Raw genomic sequence first — 20495 nt, 5'->3', positions numbered from 1 at the left:
TGCTGTCATCTTTGGCCACGGGTGCCGTGTCTTTGATGGCAATGTCCAGCGTGTCGCTGGCGGTGACGTTGTTGTTGTCTTTAACCACCACGCTGATGCTGTCGATCACGTCGGCGTTGTTGGTGTTGCTCTGCACGTTCGGGTCGTAGGTGTAGCTGACTTTGCCGGTGGCGGCATCAAAGCCGGTGAGCTTGAGTGTGCCTTCGCCGGTGTTGATGCTGACCGGTGTGCCGCTCAGGCCATTGAGCTGGGCGAGCGTGAGGGTGGTGGTGCCAATGGTGACCTCTTTGAGGCCATCGGGGGCTTTGACGGTGAAGTCGCCGGCCACGGGGCCGTCACTTTCCAATACCGTCATGTCGCTTGGGTCTGAAGATGGTAGACCACTGCCTCCATCGGTATTTGGAATTTCGGCACTAGGCAGGCCGAGGCTTTCGGCCGCCAAGACAGCGCTCGGGATGGTAATCTCAACCGTAGGCAGTGGATTTTCGCCAAAATCGAAACTTACCGGGTTCACCGCTTCGGCGATGCGCAGCAGCCGAACAAAGCCACTGCCTTCATCCGAGCCACCAGCGCCACCCAGACCTGCGGCGGTGGCTTCCAGATCCTGGCTGAGATCCTGGCCGGCATTCAGCGCAGCAATAATCTGATCCGCGCTGGCATCCGTTGAGGCGACTTTAGCCTCGGTCGCATCCATGGGCTGATTGCCAGTCAAATCCGCATCAAGCAGTAGCTCACGCCCGGCACCCAACTCGACCAGTTGGCCATTAGGCAACATCAGCGTCACTTGGCCGTTGGCCGAGGTATGAATCACCTGACCTTCCAGCAATTGATCGCCGGTCACAACGGGGGTCTCTTTACCGGTGGCATCGCGAATGAACGCCTCGCCCGCAACAACAACAATACCCTGTGCGCTACCGGATTTACTATTAGCAACTGTGCTGGCCATGATCGAACTCCACCCGCTGAACCGAAAAAAGGTTTTTTAAACCTAGGACACGGATAGTCTTAATTCGACTGTACCAAAGTACAATCTGGCGATGCCTCTATTGACGGCATAAGAAAAACGCCCCATTCGGGGCGCTTTTCAGACAGACGGCATGGCTTAGCGTTCGGTTAATGCACTGGATTTTGCTTTCAACACGGGCTTGAGCAAATACGACAGCACCGTTTTCTTGCCGGTGAGGATGTCTACTTCAGCCACCATCCCCGGAATAATCGGCAAGCGTTTGCCATCTTTGTGCAGGAAAGCTTCTGAGGTCCGTACGCGGATCAGGTAAAAGGCATTGCCTTTCTCGTCTTTCACCGTATCGGCACCGATCTGCACCACCTCGGCATCCAGCCCGCCATAGACCGAAAAATCGTACGCACTAAACTTCACGGTGGCTTTTTGCTGCGGACGCAGGAAAGCAATATCACGCGGCTGGATTTTTACTTCCAGCATCAGGCTTTCACCCGCAGGCACAATCTCGATAATGTCTTTACCCGGCTGCACCACCCCGCCCACGGTATTAGCAAACAATTGCTTGACCGTACCATCCATGGGGGAGCGGATTTCAGACTGCTTCACCCGATCTTGCAAGCCAACGCTACCGGCTGACAATGCGCTCAACTTACCGCTAGTTTCGGCCAGCTCGGTCCGGGCTTGGTTGCGGAAAATCAGCTCCACTTCCTGAATCTTCCGATTTGCCTCGGCCATCGCCGCCTGCACGCGCGGAATTTGCGCCCCGGCGCTATCACGTTCGCCCTGATAGCGCGATACATCCCGCTCCAGCCGCAAGACTTCCACATCCGAGACCGCACCCGATTTCAACAACGGCCGCGTGGCGTCCAGCTCTTTCTTGGTCAGCTCATAGCCTTGGGCGGCCTGCTCGCGACGCGCGCGGATTTCGTTCAACTCTTGCGTACGTTGGTTCAACTGCTGGCGAGCGATGCCCACCGACGCATCCAGCTCCGAGCGTTTAGATTGGTACAGCATTTCTTCTTGTGCCGCGATTTGCGGCGCTTGGCTGCTGACTTCAGCGGGCATATTCAGGCTCGTACCATTGGCGAGTGCTTCCAGTCGCGCGGCCTTGGCTTTCAAAGATAAATACTGGGCATTGCTTTCTTTGAGGGTCGAGACAAAGCGGGTTGGGTCGATTTTCAGCAGTAACTGCCCTTTTTTGACCTGCTGCCCCTCGCGCACCAAAATCTCTTGCACACTACCGCCATCTAGGCTCTGAATGACCTGCAGTTCCCGCGAAGGAATTACCTTGCCCTCGCCTTTGGTGACTTCATCCAGCTCAGCCAGGGCAGCCCAAATAATCAGGACCAGTACCGCCAGCAAAGACAGCCGAATCAGAATCCGCGCCTTGTAGGGGCTTTGCTCGGCAATCGTATGCGTGGCATCGGCCACATAGTTAGAGTCATCGATCAGATCACGATCATCGGCAAAGAAGATATACCGATCGAACATCATATTGCTAAAGCTGCGCAGATTTTCCCAGCTACGCTTGATGAAACCGGGCTTGGCCGGCTGTGTGTGTGGTGCATTCATTATGCGCCCCCTCCTGCCTTGCCAATCCGCCCTTGCTGCAATGCTTCGACCACCTGGGCTTTCGGCCCATCGGCCATCACCTGCCCCTGATCAATCACTATCAAGCGATCAACCAGCTCCAGCAAGGAGGTACGGTGCGTCACCAACAGTAGCGTTTTGCCTGGCAGATAACTGCGCAGCTTGGACTTGAGCCGCTCTTCACTTTGATGATCCATTGAGCTACTTGGCTCATCCAGCAATAAGACCGGCGGATCATTCAAGACTGCCCGGGCAATGGCCACCGCTTGCCGTTGCCCGCCAGATAGCGACTCGCCACGCTCGCCAATCGGCATATCAAAACCACGCGGGTTGGCGTTGGCAAATTCGGCAATCCCCGCTAATTCGGCTGCGGCCAAAATCTGGCTGTCATCGCAGGCACTGCTGCCCAAGGCAATATTCTGTTTCAGCGAGCCAAAAAACAGCAGCGGGTCTTGTGGCACATAGCCAATGGCTTGGCGTAGCTCAGCTGGATCAATCTGCCGGGTGTCGATCCCATCAATCAGGACCGCGCCTTCATCGGGCTGATACAGCCCCAGAATCAATTTTTCCAGCGTGGTTTTACCCGAACCTACCCGGCCGATAATCCCCACCCGTTCACCGGCCTTCAATTTGAAACTGACGTTTTTCAGCGCCAGATCATCGCGCCCGGTCGAGCGATAAGTGAACGACACATTGCGAAACTCGATTTCGCCGCGGAACGACTCACGATGCAGAAAAGCGCTATCTGCGGGCCGTTCAACCGGCATTTGCATATGGCTTTCCACCGCGCCGAGCGAGGTTTTGGCATTTTGGTATTGCATCAGCAAACCGGCGACTTGGCCTAGCGGGGCCATCGCCCGCCCAGCCAGCATCGAGGCGGCAATAATGCCCCCCATTGAGATCTGACCATCAACCAGCAGATACACGCCAACAATCACCGTCACTACCGACACCAGCTGTGCTACGGCCTGGGCGAAATTCACCGTGGTGGTTGAAATCAGCTTCAGTCGGCCACCAATTTGCGCCAGAAAGCGGGTGGCGCGCTCGTAGCGGCGCTGCATTTCGCCCTCCGCCCGCATCACCTTGATGGTTTCCAACCCCACCATGCTCTCTACCAGCGTGGCATTGCGCTGCGCTGCCGCGCGTTGGGTCAGCTCCACCAGCTGGTTCATCTTGTCCTGCGCCAGCCACGAGAACAACACAATCAGCAAAGACCCCACCAGCGGCGGCAACAGCAACCACGGGGAAATCCAAGTCAAAACGAGGAAGAAAATCAGTACAAAAGGCAGATCAACCAAGGTGGTGATCGAGGCAGAGGCAATAAAATCGCGCACCGACTCGAACGCACGCAAATTGGCGGTGAAAGAACCTACCGAGGCCGGCTTGGCCTGCATTTTCACGCCCAGCACCCGCTCCATAATCAGGCCGGAGAGCGTTACATCAATTCGCTTAGAGGCCACATCCAGAATGTAGCCGCGTGCCGTGCGCAATACGAAATCAAACCCCAGCACCAGCACCGCACCAATCGCCAGCACCCACAGGGTTTCGACGGCGTGATTGGGCACCACGCGGTCGTAGACATTCATCGAAAACAGCGGCATTGCCAAGGCAAACAGATTGATCAGCAAGGCGGCAAACAGCGCGTCGCGATAAATCCGCCAATTGTCATACATTGCGCCCCAGAACCAATGCCGCTCGCGCACCTGCCCCATTTCGGGAGTGCGGGCATCAAAGCGAAACCGCGGGCGCACGACGATGACAAAGCCGGCGTAAAGCTTCAGCAGCTCAGCGCCTTCCAGCACCTCGGATGATTCACCACTTTCGGGAAACCGCACGCGGAATTTCGCACCGGGCAGTCGCTCTAGCAGCACGCAAGCGCGGTGGTTATTCAGCAGTAAAATCGTTGGGTATAAGCGCTCGGGAATATCTTCGAGCTTTTGCCGCAATACCCGTGCCGATAAGCCCGCCCTTGCCGCCGCTCGGGGCAGTAGCGAAGGAGTGAGCTGGTTATTCACCAGCGGTAAACCCGCCGCCAACGCCTGGGCGGTCCATGGTTCACCATGTACACGGGTAATTTCGACCAGACAATCCAGCAGCGGGTCAAAATGCCCCTGCCCTTCGCCTAAATGCCAGCCAAATCCATCATTGCTCGTGCTTGTCTGCGTCATGCCCGATCCTAAAGGTCCGCGATGTTGTTGTTCTCTGGAACTGCGCCCAGTCTAGCGCGGCTTGTGCTCTACTTACAAAACTTTGCCAGGATTGAGCAGGCCGGCGGGGTCTAAGGCCTGCTTGATTTGCCGCATCAGGGTCAGCTCCAGTGGACTGCGCACACTGCGCAAGGTGTCGCGCTTAAGTTGCCCGATGCCGTGTTCGGCGCTGATACTGCCGTGCAAAGCCGCGACATGCCGATAAACGATGGCATTCACCGCCGCTTCCTGCTGATACACCCCAGCCGTTTTATCGGCCAGAAATAGGTTGTAATGCAGGTTGCCATCTCCCAAATGGCCAAAGGCCACAATCCTTACATCTGGAAATGACGCTTGCATTTCAGCATCGCATATTTGCAGAAAGTCCGGAATTGCCCCGATGGGCAGACTGATATCGTGCTTGATGCTCACGCCTTCTACCCGCTGCGCCTCAGGGATCGACTCGCGCAGCTGCCAAAATAGCGCCGCTTCGCTGGCATTATTCGCTACATAGGCTTCTTCCAGCCCGTGAGCAAACAGATATTCCGCCAGGCGCTCGGTCAGTTGCTCAGTCTCGCCCCCATCCGATAACTCGATCAGCACCGACCAGGCCGGCGGTGGTGCAAACGGCTGGGCCAGACGAGGAAAATGCTGCTGCAACAAGGCCAAACACGGGGCAGAAATCAGCTCGAACGAGGTGACCCGATCGCCCACCTCGGCCTGCAAACCGCGCAGCAAATCCACCGCCGCCTGCGGGTCGCTCACCGCCACCAGCGCGGTGGCATGCGCCGTTGGTAGCGGATATAAGCGCAGCACGGCCTTGGTAATCAGCCCCAGCGTGCCTTCCGAACCCACAAACAGCTGCTTCAAATCATAGCCGGTATTGTCTTTACGCAGCCCGCGCGCGCCATCCCAGATCTCGCCATCGGCCAGCACGACTTCTAGTCCCAGCGTCAGCTCGCGCATATTGCCGTAGCGCAGTACATTCACGCCGCCGGCATTGGTCGCCAGCGCCCCGCCGATCTGGCAGCTTTCAAACGCCGCCCAATTGGCCGGAAACAGCCGGTTTGCTGTCAGCGCCGCCTGCTGCACCGCCGCCAAGGTGACGCCAGCTTCTACCGCCATGGTGTTGTTGTCAGCATCCACCTTGATAATTTGCTGCATGCGCTCGAAGGAGATCACCAGCGATTGGCCGCTGGCCAGTGGCGTGGCCGCGCCACACAGGCTGGTATTGCCCCCTTGCGGCACGATGCTCACGCCATGCGCCGCGCACAGTTTCACCAGCTCTTGTACTTGCGCCGTGCTGTTCGGGCGGGCCACCGCCAGCGCTTCGCCCTGATAGCGGCGACGCTGATCCAAACAATACGGCGCCGTGTCGGCGCCGAACAAAATCGCATGGGATTGTTGCCATGCCTGCAATTGCGCGAGCAGTGTCATTACGGGTCTTGGGCCTTTCGCCTGCACGGCGAAAACGGGGTTAAAACGGGGGCGGCGATGCCGATCGGCATTGCCGTATAGCTACCCAACATAGCCTGATCAAGGCATAGCGGGCGATACCACCGCCCCAGTATATTACTTAAGGCAGCCAGAAATCCTGCCGGGCGGCGTGATGCTGAATCACCCGCTGGAAATGCGTCGGGTCTTTGGCGAAAGTCATCTCGCCTGCGGCCGGCTGGTAAAAATCCAGCAGGCGCGACACCCAGAAGCGCAGCGCAGCGGCGCGCAACATCACCGGCCAATCGGCCACTTCGGCCGCAGTCAGTGCGCGCACGCTTTGATAACCAGCCAGCATGGCGCGGGCGCGGGTATCGTCGATATCGCCATCGGCCAGTACACACCAGTCGTTCAGCGTAATCGCCAGATCGTAGAGCAGGATATCGTTGCAGGCGTAGTAAAAATCGATAAAACCGCCCACTTCATCGCCATTCATCAGCGCATTGTCGCGGAATAAATCGGCATGAATCACGCCACGCGGCAGCTGATCAAATTTGTGCAGCGATTGCAGCTGCACCTCGGCATGCAGCTGGGCCGCATCGGCTTCAGCCATATACGGATACATTTGCTGCGCGGTGTCAGTCCACCAGCGCGGGCCGCGCGGATTGGCCATCTGTCCGGCATAGCTTTGTGCGGCCAGGTGCATTTGCGCCAGCATTTGCCCCACTTGCCGGCATTGCGCGGCATTCGGCTGCTCGATCACCGCACCGGGCAGACACGGCACCAACAGCGTGGGCCGGCCATTGAGGGTATCAATATACTCACCCGCGGCATTGGCAATCGGCGCCGCAATCGCAATGCCCTGCTCGCCCAAGTGCACCATCAGGTTCACGTAGTACGGCAGCTCATCGCTGCGCAGGGTTTCAAACAGGGTCAGCACATAGCGGCCCTGCGTGGTGGTCACAAAATAATTGGTATTGGTGACGCCGGCGGCAATGCCTTTGAGCTCCAGCAACTCGCCCAGCGGGTAACGCGCCAGAAAAGGGCGCAGCTCGTCGGCACTAACAGTGGTAAAAACAGACATGAATACTCTCAGAATTCCAGCAACACCCACGTCGGGATGGCGATATTGCCCACATCGTCGCGGCGCATGAATTCGCCTTTGCCGGTCGGGTCGATCAGATAATAGGGTTTCCCCACTTTCGGGGTGACTTTCACTTGATACAACTTGCCGTGCAGACGGTATTCGGCAATCGTGGCATCCGCTTTTTCGATGATGCGCACTTCAGGGGCCTGTTCGGCCAAAGAGGGTGTGTCTTCGGTCGGCATGGGTGGTGGCAGATCGGCCACCACTTCGGCCAGCGCTGGGCTTGCCAGCAAAGTACTGAACAGCAGGGCCAGCAGGCGGGTTCGCAATTCACGCATGGCGTCACTCCTTGGTCGGTTCCGACGTTTATAATGCGGGCACTATTTCATTCAATATAGAGACTGCCCGCATGGCAACGCTGCTTTTAATCGACGGCTCATCCTATCTGTACCGCGCCTTTCATGCCATCCGCGAACTCAGTGCCCCGGATGGCACGCCGAGCAATGCGCTGTTCGGATTTGTGAACATGCTCAAAAAGCTGCGGGCGCAAACTCACGCCGATTATATCGCGTGCGTGTTCGATGCCAAAGGTAAAACCTTTCGCGATGACATCTACCCAGCCTACAAAGCCCAGCGCCCGCCCATGCCCGATGAGCTGCGCGTGCAAATCGAACCCATCCACCAAGCCGTGGCCGCGTTTGGCATCCCGATTTTGATGCTCGAAGGCGTCGAGGCCGACGATGTGATCGGTACGCTGGCGCGGCAAGCCTCAGCGCAAGGCATCACAACGATTATGTCCACCGGCGATAAAGACATGTCGCAGCTGGTGGATGACTACGCGCGCATCGAAAACAGCATGACCGAAGAAGTGCTCGACCGCGACGGCGTATTTGCCAAATTCAACGTCTGGCCCGAGCAGATTGTGGATTACCTCGCGCTGATCGGCGACACGGTGGATAACGTGCCGGGCGTACCGAAATGCGGCCCGAAAACCGCCGCCAAGTGGCTGGCCGAATATGGCTCGCTCAACAATGTCATCGCCAACGCCGAGTCCATTAAAGGCGTGGTCGGGCAAAACCTGCGCGATACGCTAGAGTGGCTACCCACCGCGAAAGAGCTGGTCACGATTAAATGCGACGTTGATCTCTCGGCCGAGCTGCCCAACGGCCTTGCCGATCTAACGCCGAAAGCCGAGGACAGCGCCACGCTATTGCAGCTGTTTACCCGCTTTAATTTCCGCACCTGGATGCGCGAAATGGAAAACAAGGTGGAGGGCAAAGTCGGCCAAGCTACCGCCAGCAATACCCCGACGGGTATCACCTCCGACCTATTTGCTGATGAAGCTAGCGCAGCAATACCCCCCACCGACGCAAGCACCGACATCCCCGCCGCCCCCGTCGAGCGCCATTACGAATGCATCAACACGCCCGAATTGCTCGCCAAATGGATAGATAAAATCAGCGCCGCTAGCATCACCGCGTTCGATACCGAAACCGATAGCCTCGATCAAATGCAGGCGCGCTTGGTCGGCATGTCGTTCTCGGTGCAAGCCGGCGAAGCCGCCTACTTGCCGCTGGCGCACCACGGCGCCGATACCCCTGAGCAACTGCCGTTCGACGACACGATCGCGCAACTGAAACCATGGCTCGAATCCGCCGAGCATAAAAAAGTTGGCCAAAATCTGAAATACGATCAGCACGTTTTGGCGAACTTAGGCATTAATCTGACCGGTATCGCCGACGATACTCTGCTGATGAGCTACGTGCTCGCCAGCCACGAAAAGCACAATATGGACGACCAAGCCGCGCGCGAGCTCGGTGAAACGACGATCAAATACGAAGACATTTGCGGCAAAGGCGCCAAGCAGATTGGTTTTGCCGAGGTTGATCTGGATACTGCCACCGCGTATGCGGCGGAAGACGCCGACATTACTGGCCGCCTAGCCCATACCCTATTGCCACGCCTACAAGCCAACGCTGGGCTGAATTACGTTTACCGCGACATCGAAATGCCGTCGCGCCAAGTGCTGTACGTGATGGAGCGTAACGGTATTTTGGTCGATGCCAATAAGCTGAACCGCCAAAGCCACGACATCGGCCTGCGCCTGATCGAGTTGGAACAGCAAGCCTACGAGCTGGCAGGCCAGCCGTTTAATCTCGGCTCACCGAAACAGCTGGGCGAGATTTTCTTCGATAAGCTCAAACTGCCGGTGATCAAAAAAACCCCGAAAGGCGCGCCGTCGACCGACGAAGAAGTGCTCAGCGAATTGGCGAAAGACTACCCGCTACCCAAAGTGCTGCTCGAACACCGCAGCCTCGCCAAGCTCAAATCCACCTACACCGACAAGCTGCCGCTGATGATCAACGCCGCTACCGGCCGCGTGCACACCAGCTTTAACCAGACCGTCGCGGTCACAGGCCGTTTGAGCTCGTCCGACCCGAATCTGCAAAACATTCCGGTGCGCACGCCGGAAGGCCGCAAAATCCGCGAAGCCTTTATCGCGCCAGCGGGCAGCAAAATTGTGTCGGCGGATTACTCACAGATCGAGCTGCGCATCATGGCGCATCTATCCGGCGATGCCGCGCTGATCCGCGCCTTTGAGCAGGGGCTGGACATTCACAAAGCCACCGCCGCCGAAGTGTTTGGCGTGAGTCTGGACGAAGTGAGCAGTGAGCAGCGCCGCTACGCCAAGAGCATCAACTTTGGTCTGATCTACGGCATGAGCGCGTTTGGCCTCGCCGCCCAGCTCGAAATCACCCGCGAAGCGGCGAAAACCTTTATCGAACGCTATTTCAACCGTTTCCCCGGCGTGGCCGAGTACATGGAAGTCACCCGCGCCGCCGCCCGCGACGCCGGCTACGTCGAAACCGTCTTCGGCCGCCGCCTGTGGCTACCTGCCATCAAATCATCCAACGGCGCGCAGCGTGCCGGTGCCGAGCGCGCAGCGATCAATGCGCCAATGCAAGGCACGGCAGCGGATTTGATTAAATTGGCGATGGTGGCGGTGAATAATTGGCTGATTGCTGAAGAATTGAGCAGCCGATTGCTGTTGCAGGTGCATGATGAGTTGATTTTGGAAGTGACTGAGGCCGAATTGGACTTAGTGAAAGCGAAATTGCCGGAGATTATGGGTAATGTAGCGACGCTGAAAGTGCCGTTATTGGCGGAAGTTGGGGTTGGGGAGAATTGGGAAGAGGCGCATTGATGACAATAATTGCTACATGCATACAGCTTTACAACAATGAAAAACCAGTTTTCTATATTTCTGCGATCAGTCTAATAGCTGCTTTGGCATATATTTGCTGCATGCTAATTTATCCATTTTATGTAGGCGGTTGGCAAACTGCACATGCGGTTTGGTATGACTGGCAAACTTTTAACGCAGGAATTCTCGCCTACTTCTCTACATTAATTTTATTCAGCATTTCAAGATATCATTCACTTCAACAAAGAAGGCGTGAGTTAATTGCTGCCCGTTCTTTATTATCAAACGCCCTAGCGGCACTAACCGAACACAATAAGAAGTGTGCAAAGATTATTCTTGAAGGCTATAAACATTTAAGCCCCACAGAAAGCCACAAAAGCACTTCCTCCCTTCAACCACCACAAATCCCGAACGAGCATTTATCCACCTTTGAAAAGTGCATAATTCTAGCCAACCCACAGATTTCCGAGAGACTGGCAGAAATATTAAGAGAGTTACAGAAAATTAATTCGCGCCTAGATGACTTTATGTCTTTCAGCGAAGCAGAAGACACACCATTAAACTTAGACTACATAAACGCCACACTAATTAGACTTGGAATAGTTCAGGTCATGATCAACGAACTTTTCCCATACAGCCGAGGTGATGAACAATTTCATCCTCCCAACCTTGAATGGAAAATCCTTAAAAACGCCTATTTAAATTTAGGTATTGATCTTGATCTGAACAATCTTGGTAATTTAGAAAATAAAACCAAAGAATGGATCAAGAATGAAAATGGTCAATGGCGACTTTAAAGCGCTGTATGGCCAAATCGCCGAAGGCATTACGCCGTATGCTTCAAACCTAAAGACCGCCAACCATGGCGGTTTTTCTTTGACTACAATTTATCATTCACCACGGATTGGCGGCTGTGCACCGCGGCACTTACTTTCCTTGCTTCGCCAAGGAAAGTAAGCAAAGGAAGGCGACCCCACATCTGCGTCCCGCTGCGCGGGATTCCCTCGACTGCGGACGGATCGAGGCGGCGGCGGGGCTTAACAAAACAGGCCCCGCCGAAACCCCGCCCCGCCCGTTCCTCGCTCGGCGCTGATGTAGGGGAATTAGCGCAGACCTACGATTTCAGGATATACATGCCACTGTGTAACCCTGAAGGCCATATTCAAATTGATCTGTATTGATATACCCAGCAAGGTGCACTAAACGTAGCGAATTGCACCGAATGAATCCGCTAGATATTTGCTGCGTGTTTGATTTTGCTTTGGCGAATTTACACTAATGGCAATTAGAACGGCTTGCCCGTGGAGCCGCGCCGTTCGGGAGGCGGTTGGCAAGGATTTAAGCCGCAACCTGTTTGAGCTGCGCGACGCTAGCGCGCAGCGAGTTTTGCGGCGCCTTGCCAAGCGCTGGACAGACGGGGTTTCGCGGCGATCGGGCGCGTTAGGGTTATCAGGGGCAAAGCAAGACTGCCCCTGATTCGTCCGGCGGGCGAAACGGCTGGTTTACCACCTGCACCAGCAGGCTAGGCTGCACATCAAGAAACCGCGAGATCTGCCGGTTGGCCTGTCCTGCAACATGCATTCACCGCAAATTGGCGGCATGACCACAGGGATATTTAAGCCAGCTTCGCTTTACGGCGCGCAGCCAATAAGCCCAGCAGACCAACTCCCATCAGAGCATAGGTTTCAGGCTCGGGTACGGGGGCGATTGCGACATTTGCCAGCAATGAGGAACCATCAGACCCTTCGTCACCAATGGCGTCCACAATAAAATCGAGTTTGTCACCCACTCTGACGTTTGACGTCAACGCACTTGCAAAAGTCTGACCCCCATGGATGTCGCCCGACTTAGCAACAAGCTGGCCATTGAGAAATACCCGAGCTTTGATGTTGCCAAACTCACTGTTATTCAAGCGCCCAAAAACAAAGTCCGTACTTAACCGACCGGCCGTGGTAACGTTATATCGCAAAATACTCCATGCGGTATTGCTAGGATGAATGTGCAGAAATTTCATCCCCTGCAAGGGCGTGATCATTGCGTTACTCATTGGATTGGTGGTCCAGCCATTGAGGCCTGTATAACCCTGGATATTTTCTGCGTAGCTAAAGAGCTTAAAATCACTGACTTGATAGCCAGTATCGCCCTTAGCGCTGGCAAATCCATAGTTCCAGCCGTTATTCCCCTGCACAATCGAAAAATCATCGCCTGCATTGGCCGTAGTGAGTGTGGCATTCGCCACCCCAACCGAAGAAGCAAGTAAAACAAACATCAACCTCGCAGCATATTTCATCATCAATTTCCTAGTCGATTTAAAATTTATAATTAACATCCAAAAGAACAAAACCTGTGACAAACCCTATCGCTTGCAATTCACCCCCACAAGGCAGTGACTTGGTTTAACACAGTGCATTACACAAAATGCCCTTCAAAACTCAGTTGTAATTTCTGACCAAGCTCAATCTTATTACCCACCTCTAATTTCTTATAAGCACTTTGTAATTGATTACTCACCGTAGAGGGGGATACATTTAATATTCGCGCTGTTTCTTTATAACTTAGTCCCTGTATCACCAAGCGAGCGGCCTTTAATTCAGCCAGTGTTAAGCTCGGATACATGCGCGCACTTAGGCGAATGAAAACTAAATCACGATCAAACTTGGCAGTAGCTAGCAAGCATTGGCCGCAGTAGGCCTGGCCTTCGCCTAAGACTTGCAATAGGCGCTCCGGCAAAAGTGGAGGAGCCCATTCGGGCCATTCTTGGCGCAGCAAGGCGGCCACTCGCTCCTCCAGAAAATACAGCCGACCATCTTGCGCAGCAATTAGGTTTAAACAGTCGTGAGAAGAATCTGGTTGATGTAAACGCAGATTGATCCGATAAGCCACAAAAATATGCGGCAAAAAGAAGTCACACAGCGCTAATTCATGGGCAGAAAAAGGCTGCGCTTGATTGCTGCGGTAAAGCGATACCACTCCCTGCTCACCCATGTGGCCAGATGGCCGAGTACAAAAGGTGAGTGTATGCGCCTGGTCAAATTCAACGGCATGCTGGTACAAGGCAGGACAATTAAATTCAAATGCCGAAGTGGGAAGCGTGACCGACCGCTCATTTTCGAGCTTAGCCTGGCTTAGAATGGGATCAACCTCAGTAATTGCCAGCCTTTTATGCAATTTATCAAAAGGGAGTCGATCCAAATGCACAGTTGAAATTTTCAAATCGTGCAAGTCCAGTATGCCGTAAACCAACATTGACTTATCAAAAGGCAGCATCTGTTGCAACAATTCAGTGCACTTATCCAAAAATGCCGACGGCGTCATGGATTGAGCTTGCTCATACATCGTCAACAGTTGCTTCATTGGTTCGCCACTCAATATAAGGAAATACTGAATTAATTTGGAACGTAGACAAAAATTGAATATTTAGCAGCAAAAGCCATGCATTCACATAGTGTGGTCACACTATAGGCAGCCGCTGGGCGGTAATACTAACATCCTGTCAAAGCCGTAAGGAAGTTTTTTACCCTGACCACTGGAGCATCCACAATAATGAATAGCAACAAGCTTTTGATCATAGCCTGTATTTGCACGTTAATTTCGGCGTGTGGTGGTGGCTCAGATAGCACTACTCCAAATCCACTAACGACCACCGCCAGCCCCAGCCCGAGCCCGACCCCAGTCAATACTCAAAAATGGCCTGTGAGTGCATACACTATTTTGCAAACACATAATCCAGCTTCATTCAATACGCAGGGGATAGAGATTAACAGTAGCTCTACCGAACAAGGCAACCTGTTTTTTGAAAATCAAAATATAAAACTATATGGAAATGCTGCAGGTGATGCACTTAGTATTCAGGGTTGGTCTGGTACTTGGTCACATAAAGTAGACTATCGTGCGATTATGCTGTGCAATAGCAGCGGAAAATCACAATACGTATTAGTCGAAAGCAAAAGCTCAATTGCATCGATTGATCATTTAAAAGGTAAAACCTTTGAATACGTGGAAGATTGCACCATTGACCCAAATCCAATCCTCATCGCACAAGACGGCTCGACTGGTGGATTACGTTCATTAACAGCCGCTCAACTGAATCAGGCTTTTAGCAGCAGCGGTCTAAACACCGGCAGCAGTACAGTTTTTCTCAAGTCTTATCAAGTTAAATATGCAGATGGCCGCTATTGGTATTTTGTAATTGAAATAGCCCAGAATAATGCTGACCCCACCCGTGGCTATATTGCATGGTGGAAACAAACTGCGCCCGCCAATTGAGTAAGAAATTAAAATTCAAGGAAGACAGGATGAAACATATTGCCTTAGCCATGATGGGTGCATTGATGTTCAGCACCTCCAACGCAGCAGTGATTGAGCTAGGATCGTACGGCGCTCGCTCCGATCAATCAGGCTGGTCGACTACACTGTGGCAGTCGGACGTTAACCAAGGGCCGTACGCGCAAGCCCCTGCGCGCTCGAGTTTTAATCAAATATATGAATTTCAACTGACGCAGCCCGCTCTCATATTTGTTTCGCAGGTGGTGAGCTCAGTGATCCCGATGGTAGGTAAAGGTACTTTGGCATTTGCTTCAGCGGTGCTAGAAAAACGCCAGGCCAACGGCAGCTGGCAAGCGCTTGTTGGGCATCCGAATAATCAAAGACCCAATGCAGACTCATTTATGTGGTCATTCTTTGATAGCCGCCGCCCTGATGGTAGTGGTTTTGATACCAACAACCCTTTGTTTGACAGCATTGGCAGCTACCGTTTCACCGTCACCGCACAAGCAGCGCCCGGCGAAATTCTGCACGCGAATAGCTACATCAGCGCCAACTGGACTTTGCAGCCCAATGCGCCCTTAATAGCCCAACCAGTACCAGAACCCGAAACCTACCTGCTGCTCGGAATCGGTTTAAGTAGCTTGATCTTGGCACGCAGACGCAAAGCAATCAGAGCCTAACTTTGACCCCACCAACCTAAAGACCGCCAGCTGGCGGTTTTTTGCTTTGCGAGTCATGGCTTACTTGTTGCAGTAAAACCAGGACCTATTTGGAAAAATTGGAAGAGCTACTCACAATCAGTCGTTCACAGCTCTACGCCCGCTCGTTACAAGGATTCGTTAACCAGCACTCAATGTGATCTACCCCGCCAATATTCTGACCATTCCTTGCGCATAATCATTTGCTAATACTGTCAGTCCTTGGCAAAATTCCGGCTCTTTTCTTTCTTCAACACCAAGTTATACCCATCATGTCGAGTAAAAAAGTAGTTCTGACTGCCAGCCTCTTGAGCGCCATGCTAACTGCCTGCGGTGGTGCAGGTGGTGATGCCATCACACCAGCCAACACCCCGACCCCAACCGCCGCGCCGACCGCAACGCCAGCCCCCGTGACAGCCCAAGGCATCTGGAAAGAAAGCCATACCGATGCAAGCAACGGCAATTCGCTGGAAGAAACAGCAGCGGTGCTGCTGGAAAACGGGACAGCCATTACTCTGGCCTGGAGCAATGGCACGCTGAATGATCTGAATATCACCAACTATAACTACGCGAACCAAAGCCTTTCGTTCTCATCCACCTTTGAAGCCGACCCGCTCGCCAGCATGACATTAAGTAGCTTCAGCCTCAGCGGGGCGGTATCGAGCCAAGGCTTAACCCTCCGTGAAACTGGCGCTAGCTCGGGCCTGACCTTGAATGCGGTGGGCAGCACCCCAGCAAAAATCAGCGATGTGGTGGGCACCTACACTGGCAAAAGCTATGCCGGCGCTGGGACAACCTATCTGAATGTCGCCGATGGCTTTAAAGTGCTGAGCGACGGATCGATTGTTGATAATGCGGTCACCAGCTGCCGCTTTAGCGGCCAACTGACCCCAAGCACCAAAATGAATGCATTCACTTTCACCTTAACGTTTAATCCCAGCGGTTGTGTGCTCAACGGCCAAACCGTGACCGGTATCGCCTTTAAAGAGCCGTTCCGCAATAAACTGGTGGCCTTTGGCGCCAATGCGGCAAAAACTCAAGGCCTGTACTTCGAAGGTAGCAAGTAATGACCCCGGCCGGCTGATCTGCCGGTCACAGCTACAGCTGGTTACATCTGGCCACGCCACCGCGCTTGCACCCCCTACAAGGCAGGGAAATAATCAAGATTCCCTCTCGCTCTGGAGTCGCCATGTACCAGCTGTTTATCGCCAATAAACTGTATTCATCCTGGTCGCTGCGACCTTGGCTGCTACTGAAAACCCTGCAGATTCCCTTTATCGAAACCCTAGTGCCGTTTGGGGCGGGGGATCGCCAACCACAATTTCTGCCGTTCTCGCCCACGGGCAAAGTGCCTTGCCTGCAAGCCGGCACACAAACCGTGTGGGATTCGCTGGCGATTATCGAATATCTGGCAGAACGCCATCCCGGCGTGTGGCCAGCGGACGAAGCGGCGCGCACTTGGGCACGCTGTGCTGCGGCCGAAATGCATTCCGGTTTTGGCGCCCTGCGCCAGCAATGTGGCATGCATTGCGGTTTGATTATCGAGCGCTATACGCTGGATGAAGCTTTGCAGCGCGATCTGGACCGCATCGCGGCCTTGTGGCAAGACGGCCTTAGCCGCTTTGGTGGGCCATTTCTGGCTGGGGATCAATTCAGCGCGGTAGATGCATTTTTTGCGCCTGTGGCGATCCGGGTACGTGCTTATCAATTACCACTGCCGAGCGCTGCAGCGACCTACGCCGAGCGTTTGCTGGCCCTGCCGGCGCTACAGCAATGGCTGACCGAGGCGCTGGCCGAGCCCTGGACCGAAGAAAGCCACGAAACCGAAATCCGCGCCACCGGTCGCGTGGTGCGCGATTTACGCGCCAGCTAACATGCGGCACTGGCGCCCAGCAACAGCCAAGCACGCTGGCTGGGCCTCGCCTCAGTCGTCGCGCCATGGGCTTTCTATCATTGGCAAACGATCCGCTTTAGCCAGCAACTGGCGGCGCAAGGCGGCAAAGGCTGCGGCCTTCCGCTGTTGGGCGCCCTCATCTGCAGCGCAAGCTTGGCCTTGCTCTGCTCGGCCAGTGCAGTGTTTTTGTTCTGGCGGGCAAAGGGGCAGGAAAGACGAAATTGGGCCTGGATTTTAGAATTGATCACGCTGGGCTGGGCCTGCTGGGTGGGCTTGGGGCTGGGTGCGCTGGCGCTGGTTTACTAAGCCAACATCGCCAATACCAACATGGGTATACCATTGCAAGCCAATATCAATAAGGATTTTGCGGATATACCTAAAAAGCTATGCTCGTATAATCATTCATCGTGTTTGCCCCAATAGCCCAGCCGGCGCCGGGGTCGCATGATGTAGAGCATGACCTACCTTGAGGATCGCCATGTTTAGCACCGACGCCCGTAGCCTCACCCCCGATTACCCCGTGCTGGCGCGGCAGCTGGCCAGCTTGCTGGCCGGCGAGCGCGATTTTGTGACCAATGCGGCGCAGTTTTCAGCATTTGTTTTTCAAACTTTGGCCGAGCTCAATTGGGCAGGGTTTTATCTGGCGGTGGATGAGCAATTGCGACTCGGGCCGTTTCAGGGGCAGGTGGCCTGTGTGCACATCCCGTTTGGCCGTGGGGTATGTGGCACCGCCGCAGCGATGCGCCAAACCCAGCTGGTGCCCGATGTGGAGGCTTTTCCCGGCCATATCGCTTGCGATAGCGCTTCGCGCGCCGAGATTGTCATACCGGTAGAGGCCGATGGCGTCTTGTGGGGCGTATTTGATGTGGATAGCCCGGTATTAAACCGCTTTAGCCCCGCCGACGCCGATGGCCTGCAGATGCTACTGGCGGTGTTGATCGCCCACACTGATCCACCCAAGGTTTAATGCGCCCACCCCTGCCCTAGCGTGGCATCGGCACGACCTGTGGGCCTGACGGCTTGCCAAAGCTCGTCAGGCGGGCGCAAGCTGTTAGGCCTACAGGGAGAGCATGATGGATCATGTACGTTTGGTCGATTTCCCCGGCGCACTGTTGCACGGCATCGATCTGATCACCACCCGGCGCGAGGGGCGTTGTTTTCGCGATATTCCACGCGCCTGGCAGCGCGCGATCGATAATGGTAGCCTGATCGGTCTACCGCACCGGGTGAGCAGCCCGCTGCCGCTGTTTGGCGTGGTGCATGATGTGTCGTGCGTGGCGGAGCAGTTTCATTATCTGCTCGGGGCCGAGGTTAGCGCGCAGGCGCCGGCGGCACCTGCCGGCTATCGTGCCCTGCAATTACCCGCCGGGCGCTATGCGGTGTGGCAAACCGAGCCCCCGACCGAAGCGGGCGAACTGACCAGTGCGATTATGGCGGGCTGGGAAGGCCTGACAGCATGGCTGCCCAGCCAGCAATTACAACGCGCGGCTGGCCCGGATTTCGAATTTTACGATGCGCGCTTTGATACGGCAGGCACGCTGGAATTATGGCTGCCCGTTGAGCCGCTACTGAGCTAGCCCATGGCGAGCAGCCGCCAAGCACCAGCAAGCCAACCAGCGCCAGGGTATAAGCCCCTAAGCACTGATTCATAGAGCCTTTCAGCATATACCGGCAGACGTATAGTCGGCCATTCCGGCGTGGTACTGCCCATTCAGCCGTTTTTCGCCCGCCGGCGCTTGGCCCCTCTCGCCAGCGCCCGAGCTTACGCCTACAATGCGCGCACAGCAGCGCAGTGGCGCTGCGTTTTGCTGATCTGATTGCTGATGTCTGCCCAATCCCGTTTTGTTGTACTCGATAGCTTCCGCGGCCTGTGCGCCCTGTCGGTGGTGCTGTTTCATATCCATATCTGGCAAAGCCCCGCGCAGTGGAGCTACTTTCGCTCCGCCGGGCTATTGGTGGAGTTTTTCTTCGTCTTAAGCGGCTTTGTACTCGCCCATCGCTATACCCGCCGCCCGCTGCGCTGGCAGGAATGGGGCGATTTTATGCTCAGCCGTTCCTGCCGTATTTTGCCGCTGCATCTGGCGATGTTCACGTTGATTTGCAGCCTACTGTATCTGCGCCCGCTGCTGTACGACGCGCCTTGGCAGCAGCTGGACGAGCTGTTCTGGAGCCGGGAGATGGTCGAGCAAGGGCTGTATAACTTGTTCCTTGTGCACGCCTGGCTGCCGCAGGGGTTGCTGTTCTCGTTCAACGGGCCAGCCTGGAGCATCAGTATCGAATACTACTTATATGTACTGTTTGCGCTGGTGTTATGCCTGAGCGGCCGGCGCCAACGGTGGTGGTTTGCCGCCATGGTCGTGTGTTGCAGCATAGGCGCATGGATTTTGCCAGCCCAACTGGCCACCAGCCCGGGTCTGCGCGGCTTAAGCTGTTTCTTTCTTGGCGCCTTGCTGCATGGCCTGCAGCAGCGGCTAGCGCCCATCCCGCTGCGCCGCTCGCTGGCGACCGCGCTGGAAGCGGCCGTGCTGCTCGGTTTGTACGCGATGATCACCTTTAATTATCCACACAAAAGTTTTTGGGCGGGCTGGGGCTTTGCGCTAGCAATACTGGTATTTGCCAGCGAGCGCGGGCAGATTTCCAGCTGGCTGCGCCACCCGTGGCTGGTGCGACTGGGCGAGTGGTCATATTCGGTCTATCTCACGCATTTTGTGCTGCTGTTTGGCGTGGGCATGCTGATCAGCCGCTATCTGCCCCACTGGGATTGGGAAAACCGCGGCGTGGCCTTTTGGCATACTGGTAGCTGGCTGGGCAATCAAGTATTGCTGCTGGCGCTGGTGGCCGGGATTTTGCTGTTTTCCAGCTACACCTATCGCTGGATCGAACAGCCCGGCATTGCACTGGGTAAACGCTTGCGCCGCCGCCAAGCCAGCACCAGCGGCGAATTAGCCATGGCCGCTAGCCGCGCCTAATTAAGGACCGATACACCACTGGGTATCCATCCACAAACCAATCATTTAAAGCCTCGCAAACAGATACCCCACTAGCACTTTATGACATTTAGCTTCCCCTGCCCGATTGCGGGGCAATTGCATTTAATTCGCCCAATTAATTGAATAATTAATCAAAAAAACTTGGCAAATCAGTGCATCATCATTTAATAATTTAGATTGCACT

At 55.0% G+C, this 20495-nt stretch carries 18 protein-coding genes; 10 read left to right on the top strand and 8 right to left on the bottom strand.

What is annotated here, in order from left to right:
- The 6 genes from G482_RS0100615 to G482_RS0100590 all read right to left on the bottom strand — a co-directional run.
- A partial coding sequence (locus G482_RS0100615; protein ID WP_028448390.1) for a retention module-containing protein occupies positions 1 to 946 on the bottom strand: 946 nt, incomplete at its 3' end.
- A gap of 156 nt (positions 947 to 1102) precedes the next feature.
- Entirely contained in the window at positions 1103 to 2533 is a 1431-nt protein-coding gene (locus tag G482_RS0100610) for an HlyD family type I secretion periplasmic adaptor subunit (RefSeq protein WP_028448389.1), read from the bottom strand.
- Positions 2533 to 4719, bottom strand: coding sequence for a type I secretion system permease/ATPase (locus tag G482_RS16760; RefSeq protein ID WP_051258624.1), 2187 nt, complete (start codon positions 4717 to 4719; stop codon positions 2533 to 2535). The genes G482_RS0100610 and G482_RS16760 overlap by 1 nt, the downstream gene beginning before the upstream one ends.
- 72 nt (positions 4720 to 4791) lie before the next feature.
- On the bottom strand, positions 4792 to 6174 hold the full coding sequence (locus G482_RS0100600) for an FAD-binding oxidoreductase (protein ID WP_028448388.1): 1383 nt from the start codon (positions 6172 to 6174) through the stop codon (positions 4792 to 4794).
- A 139-nt stretch (positions 6175 to 6313) separates the two neighbouring features.
- The gene (locus tag G482_RS0100595) at positions 6314 to 7255 is read right to left on the bottom strand and encodes a homoserine kinase (protein WP_028448387.1); all 942 of its coding nucleotides are present in this window, start codon (positions 7253 to 7255) and stop codon (positions 6314 to 6316) included.
- Between the two features lie 8 nt (positions 7256 to 7263).
- The gene (locus tag G482_RS0100590; protein WP_051258623.1) at positions 7264 to 7596 is read right to left on the bottom strand and encodes a DUF2782 domain-containing protein; all 333 of its coding nucleotides are present in this window, start codon (positions 7594 to 7596) and stop codon (positions 7264 to 7266) included.
- A 71-nt stretch (positions 7597 to 7667) separates the two neighbouring features.
- Here G482_RS0100590 and polA point away from each other — a divergent pair, with 71 nt between their 5' ends.
- The 3 genes from polA to G482_RS20225 are packed head-to-tail and all read left to right on the top strand — an operon-like array spanning position 7668 to position 11420.
- Positions 7668 to 10463: a DNA polymerase I gene (gene polA, locus G482_RS0100585; RefSeq protein WP_028448385.1), complete on the top strand. Its 2796-nt coding sequence runs from the start codon at positions 7668 to 7670 to the stop codon at positions 10461 to 10463.
- Complete coding sequence (locus G482_RS0100580) at positions 10463 to 11260, top strand: hypothetical protein (protein ID WP_028448384.1); 798 nt, start codon at positions 10463 to 10465, stop codon at positions 11258 to 11260. Before polA ends, G482_RS0100580 begins: the two co-directional genes overlap by 1 nt.
- Positions 11235 to 11420 carry a hypothetical protein gene (locus G482_RS20225; RefSeq protein WP_156905319.1) on the top strand — a complete coding sequence of 62 codons (186 nt, stop codon included), beginning with the start codon at positions 11235 to 11237 and terminating at the stop codon, positions 11418 to 11420. Before G482_RS0100580 ends, G482_RS20225 begins: the two co-directional genes overlap by 26 nt.
- A gap of 658 nt (positions 11421 to 12078) precedes the next feature.
- Here the strand turns inward: G482_RS20225 and G482_RS20455 are convergent.
- Positions 12079 to 12756, bottom strand: a complete 678-nt coding sequence (locus G482_RS20455) for a PEP-CTERM sorting domain-containing protein (protein ID WP_211227544.1) — start codon at positions 12754 to 12756, stop codon at positions 12079 to 12081.
- A 116-nt stretch (positions 12757 to 12872) separates the two neighbouring features.
- Positions 12873 to 13817, bottom strand: a complete 945-nt coding sequence (locus G482_RS0100570) for a helix-turn-helix transcriptional regulator (protein ID WP_028448382.1) — start codon at positions 13815 to 13817, stop codon at positions 12873 to 12875.
- 189 nt (positions 13818 to 14006) lie between these two features.
- Here G482_RS0100570 and G482_RS20215 point away from each other — a divergent pair, with 189 nt between their 5' ends.
- The 7 genes from G482_RS20215 (at position 14007) to G482_RS0100530 (ending at position 20290) form a co-directional block, all read left to right on the top strand.
- The gene (locus G482_RS20215) at positions 14007 to 14729 is read left to right on the top strand and encodes a hypothetical protein (RefSeq protein ID WP_156905318.1); all 723 of its coding nucleotides are present in this window, start codon (positions 14007 to 14009) and stop codon (positions 14727 to 14729) included.
- A 29-nt stretch (positions 14730 to 14758) separates the two neighbouring features.
- The gene (locus G482_RS0100560) at positions 14759 to 15409 is read left to right on the top strand and encodes a PEP-CTERM sorting domain-containing protein (RefSeq protein WP_028448380.1); all 651 of its coding nucleotides are present in this window, start codon (positions 14759 to 14761) and stop codon (positions 15407 to 15409) included.
- Positions 15410 to 15699: 290 nt separating this feature from the next.
- Entirely contained in the window at positions 15700 to 16494 is a 795-nt protein-coding gene (locus tag G482_RS0100555; protein WP_028448379.1) for a hypothetical protein, read from the top strand.
- 122 nt (positions 16495 to 16616) lie between these two features.
- Positions 16617 to 17300 carry a glutathione S-transferase family protein gene (locus G482_RS0100550; RefSeq protein ID WP_028448378.1) on the top strand — a complete coding sequence of 228 codons (684 nt, stop codon included), beginning with the start codon at positions 16617 to 16619 and terminating at the stop codon, positions 17298 to 17300.
- A 499-nt stretch (positions 17301 to 17799) separates the two neighbouring features.
- Positions 17800 to 18288: a free L-methionine (R)-S-oxide reductase MsrC gene (gene msrC, locus G482_RS0100540; protein WP_028448376.1), complete on the top strand. Its 489-nt coding sequence runs from the start codon at positions 17800 to 17802 to the stop codon at positions 18286 to 18288.
- Between the two features lie 106 nt (positions 18289 to 18394).
- On the top strand, positions 18395 to 18898 hold the full coding sequence (locus G482_RS0100535; RefSeq protein WP_034618529.1) for a GyrI-like domain-containing protein: 504 nt from the start codon (positions 18395 to 18397) through the stop codon (positions 18896 to 18898).
- Positions 18899 to 19144: 246 nt separating this feature from the next.
- Entirely contained in the window at positions 19145 to 20290 is a 1146-nt protein-coding gene (locus G482_RS0100530) for an acyltransferase family protein (RefSeq protein WP_028448374.1), read from the top strand.
- Positions 20291 to 20495: the final 205 nt, after the last annotated feature.

It is taken from the genome of Chitinibacter tainanensis DSM 15459, assembly GCF_000429785.1.
Classification (GTDB): Bacteria; Pseudomonadota; Gammaproteobacteria; order Burkholderiales; family Chitinibacteraceae; genus Chitinibacter; species Chitinibacter tainanensis.
The sequence above is the reverse complement of the archived record's forward strand: the minus strand, read 5'-3'. Positions and strand labels throughout refer to the sequence as shown.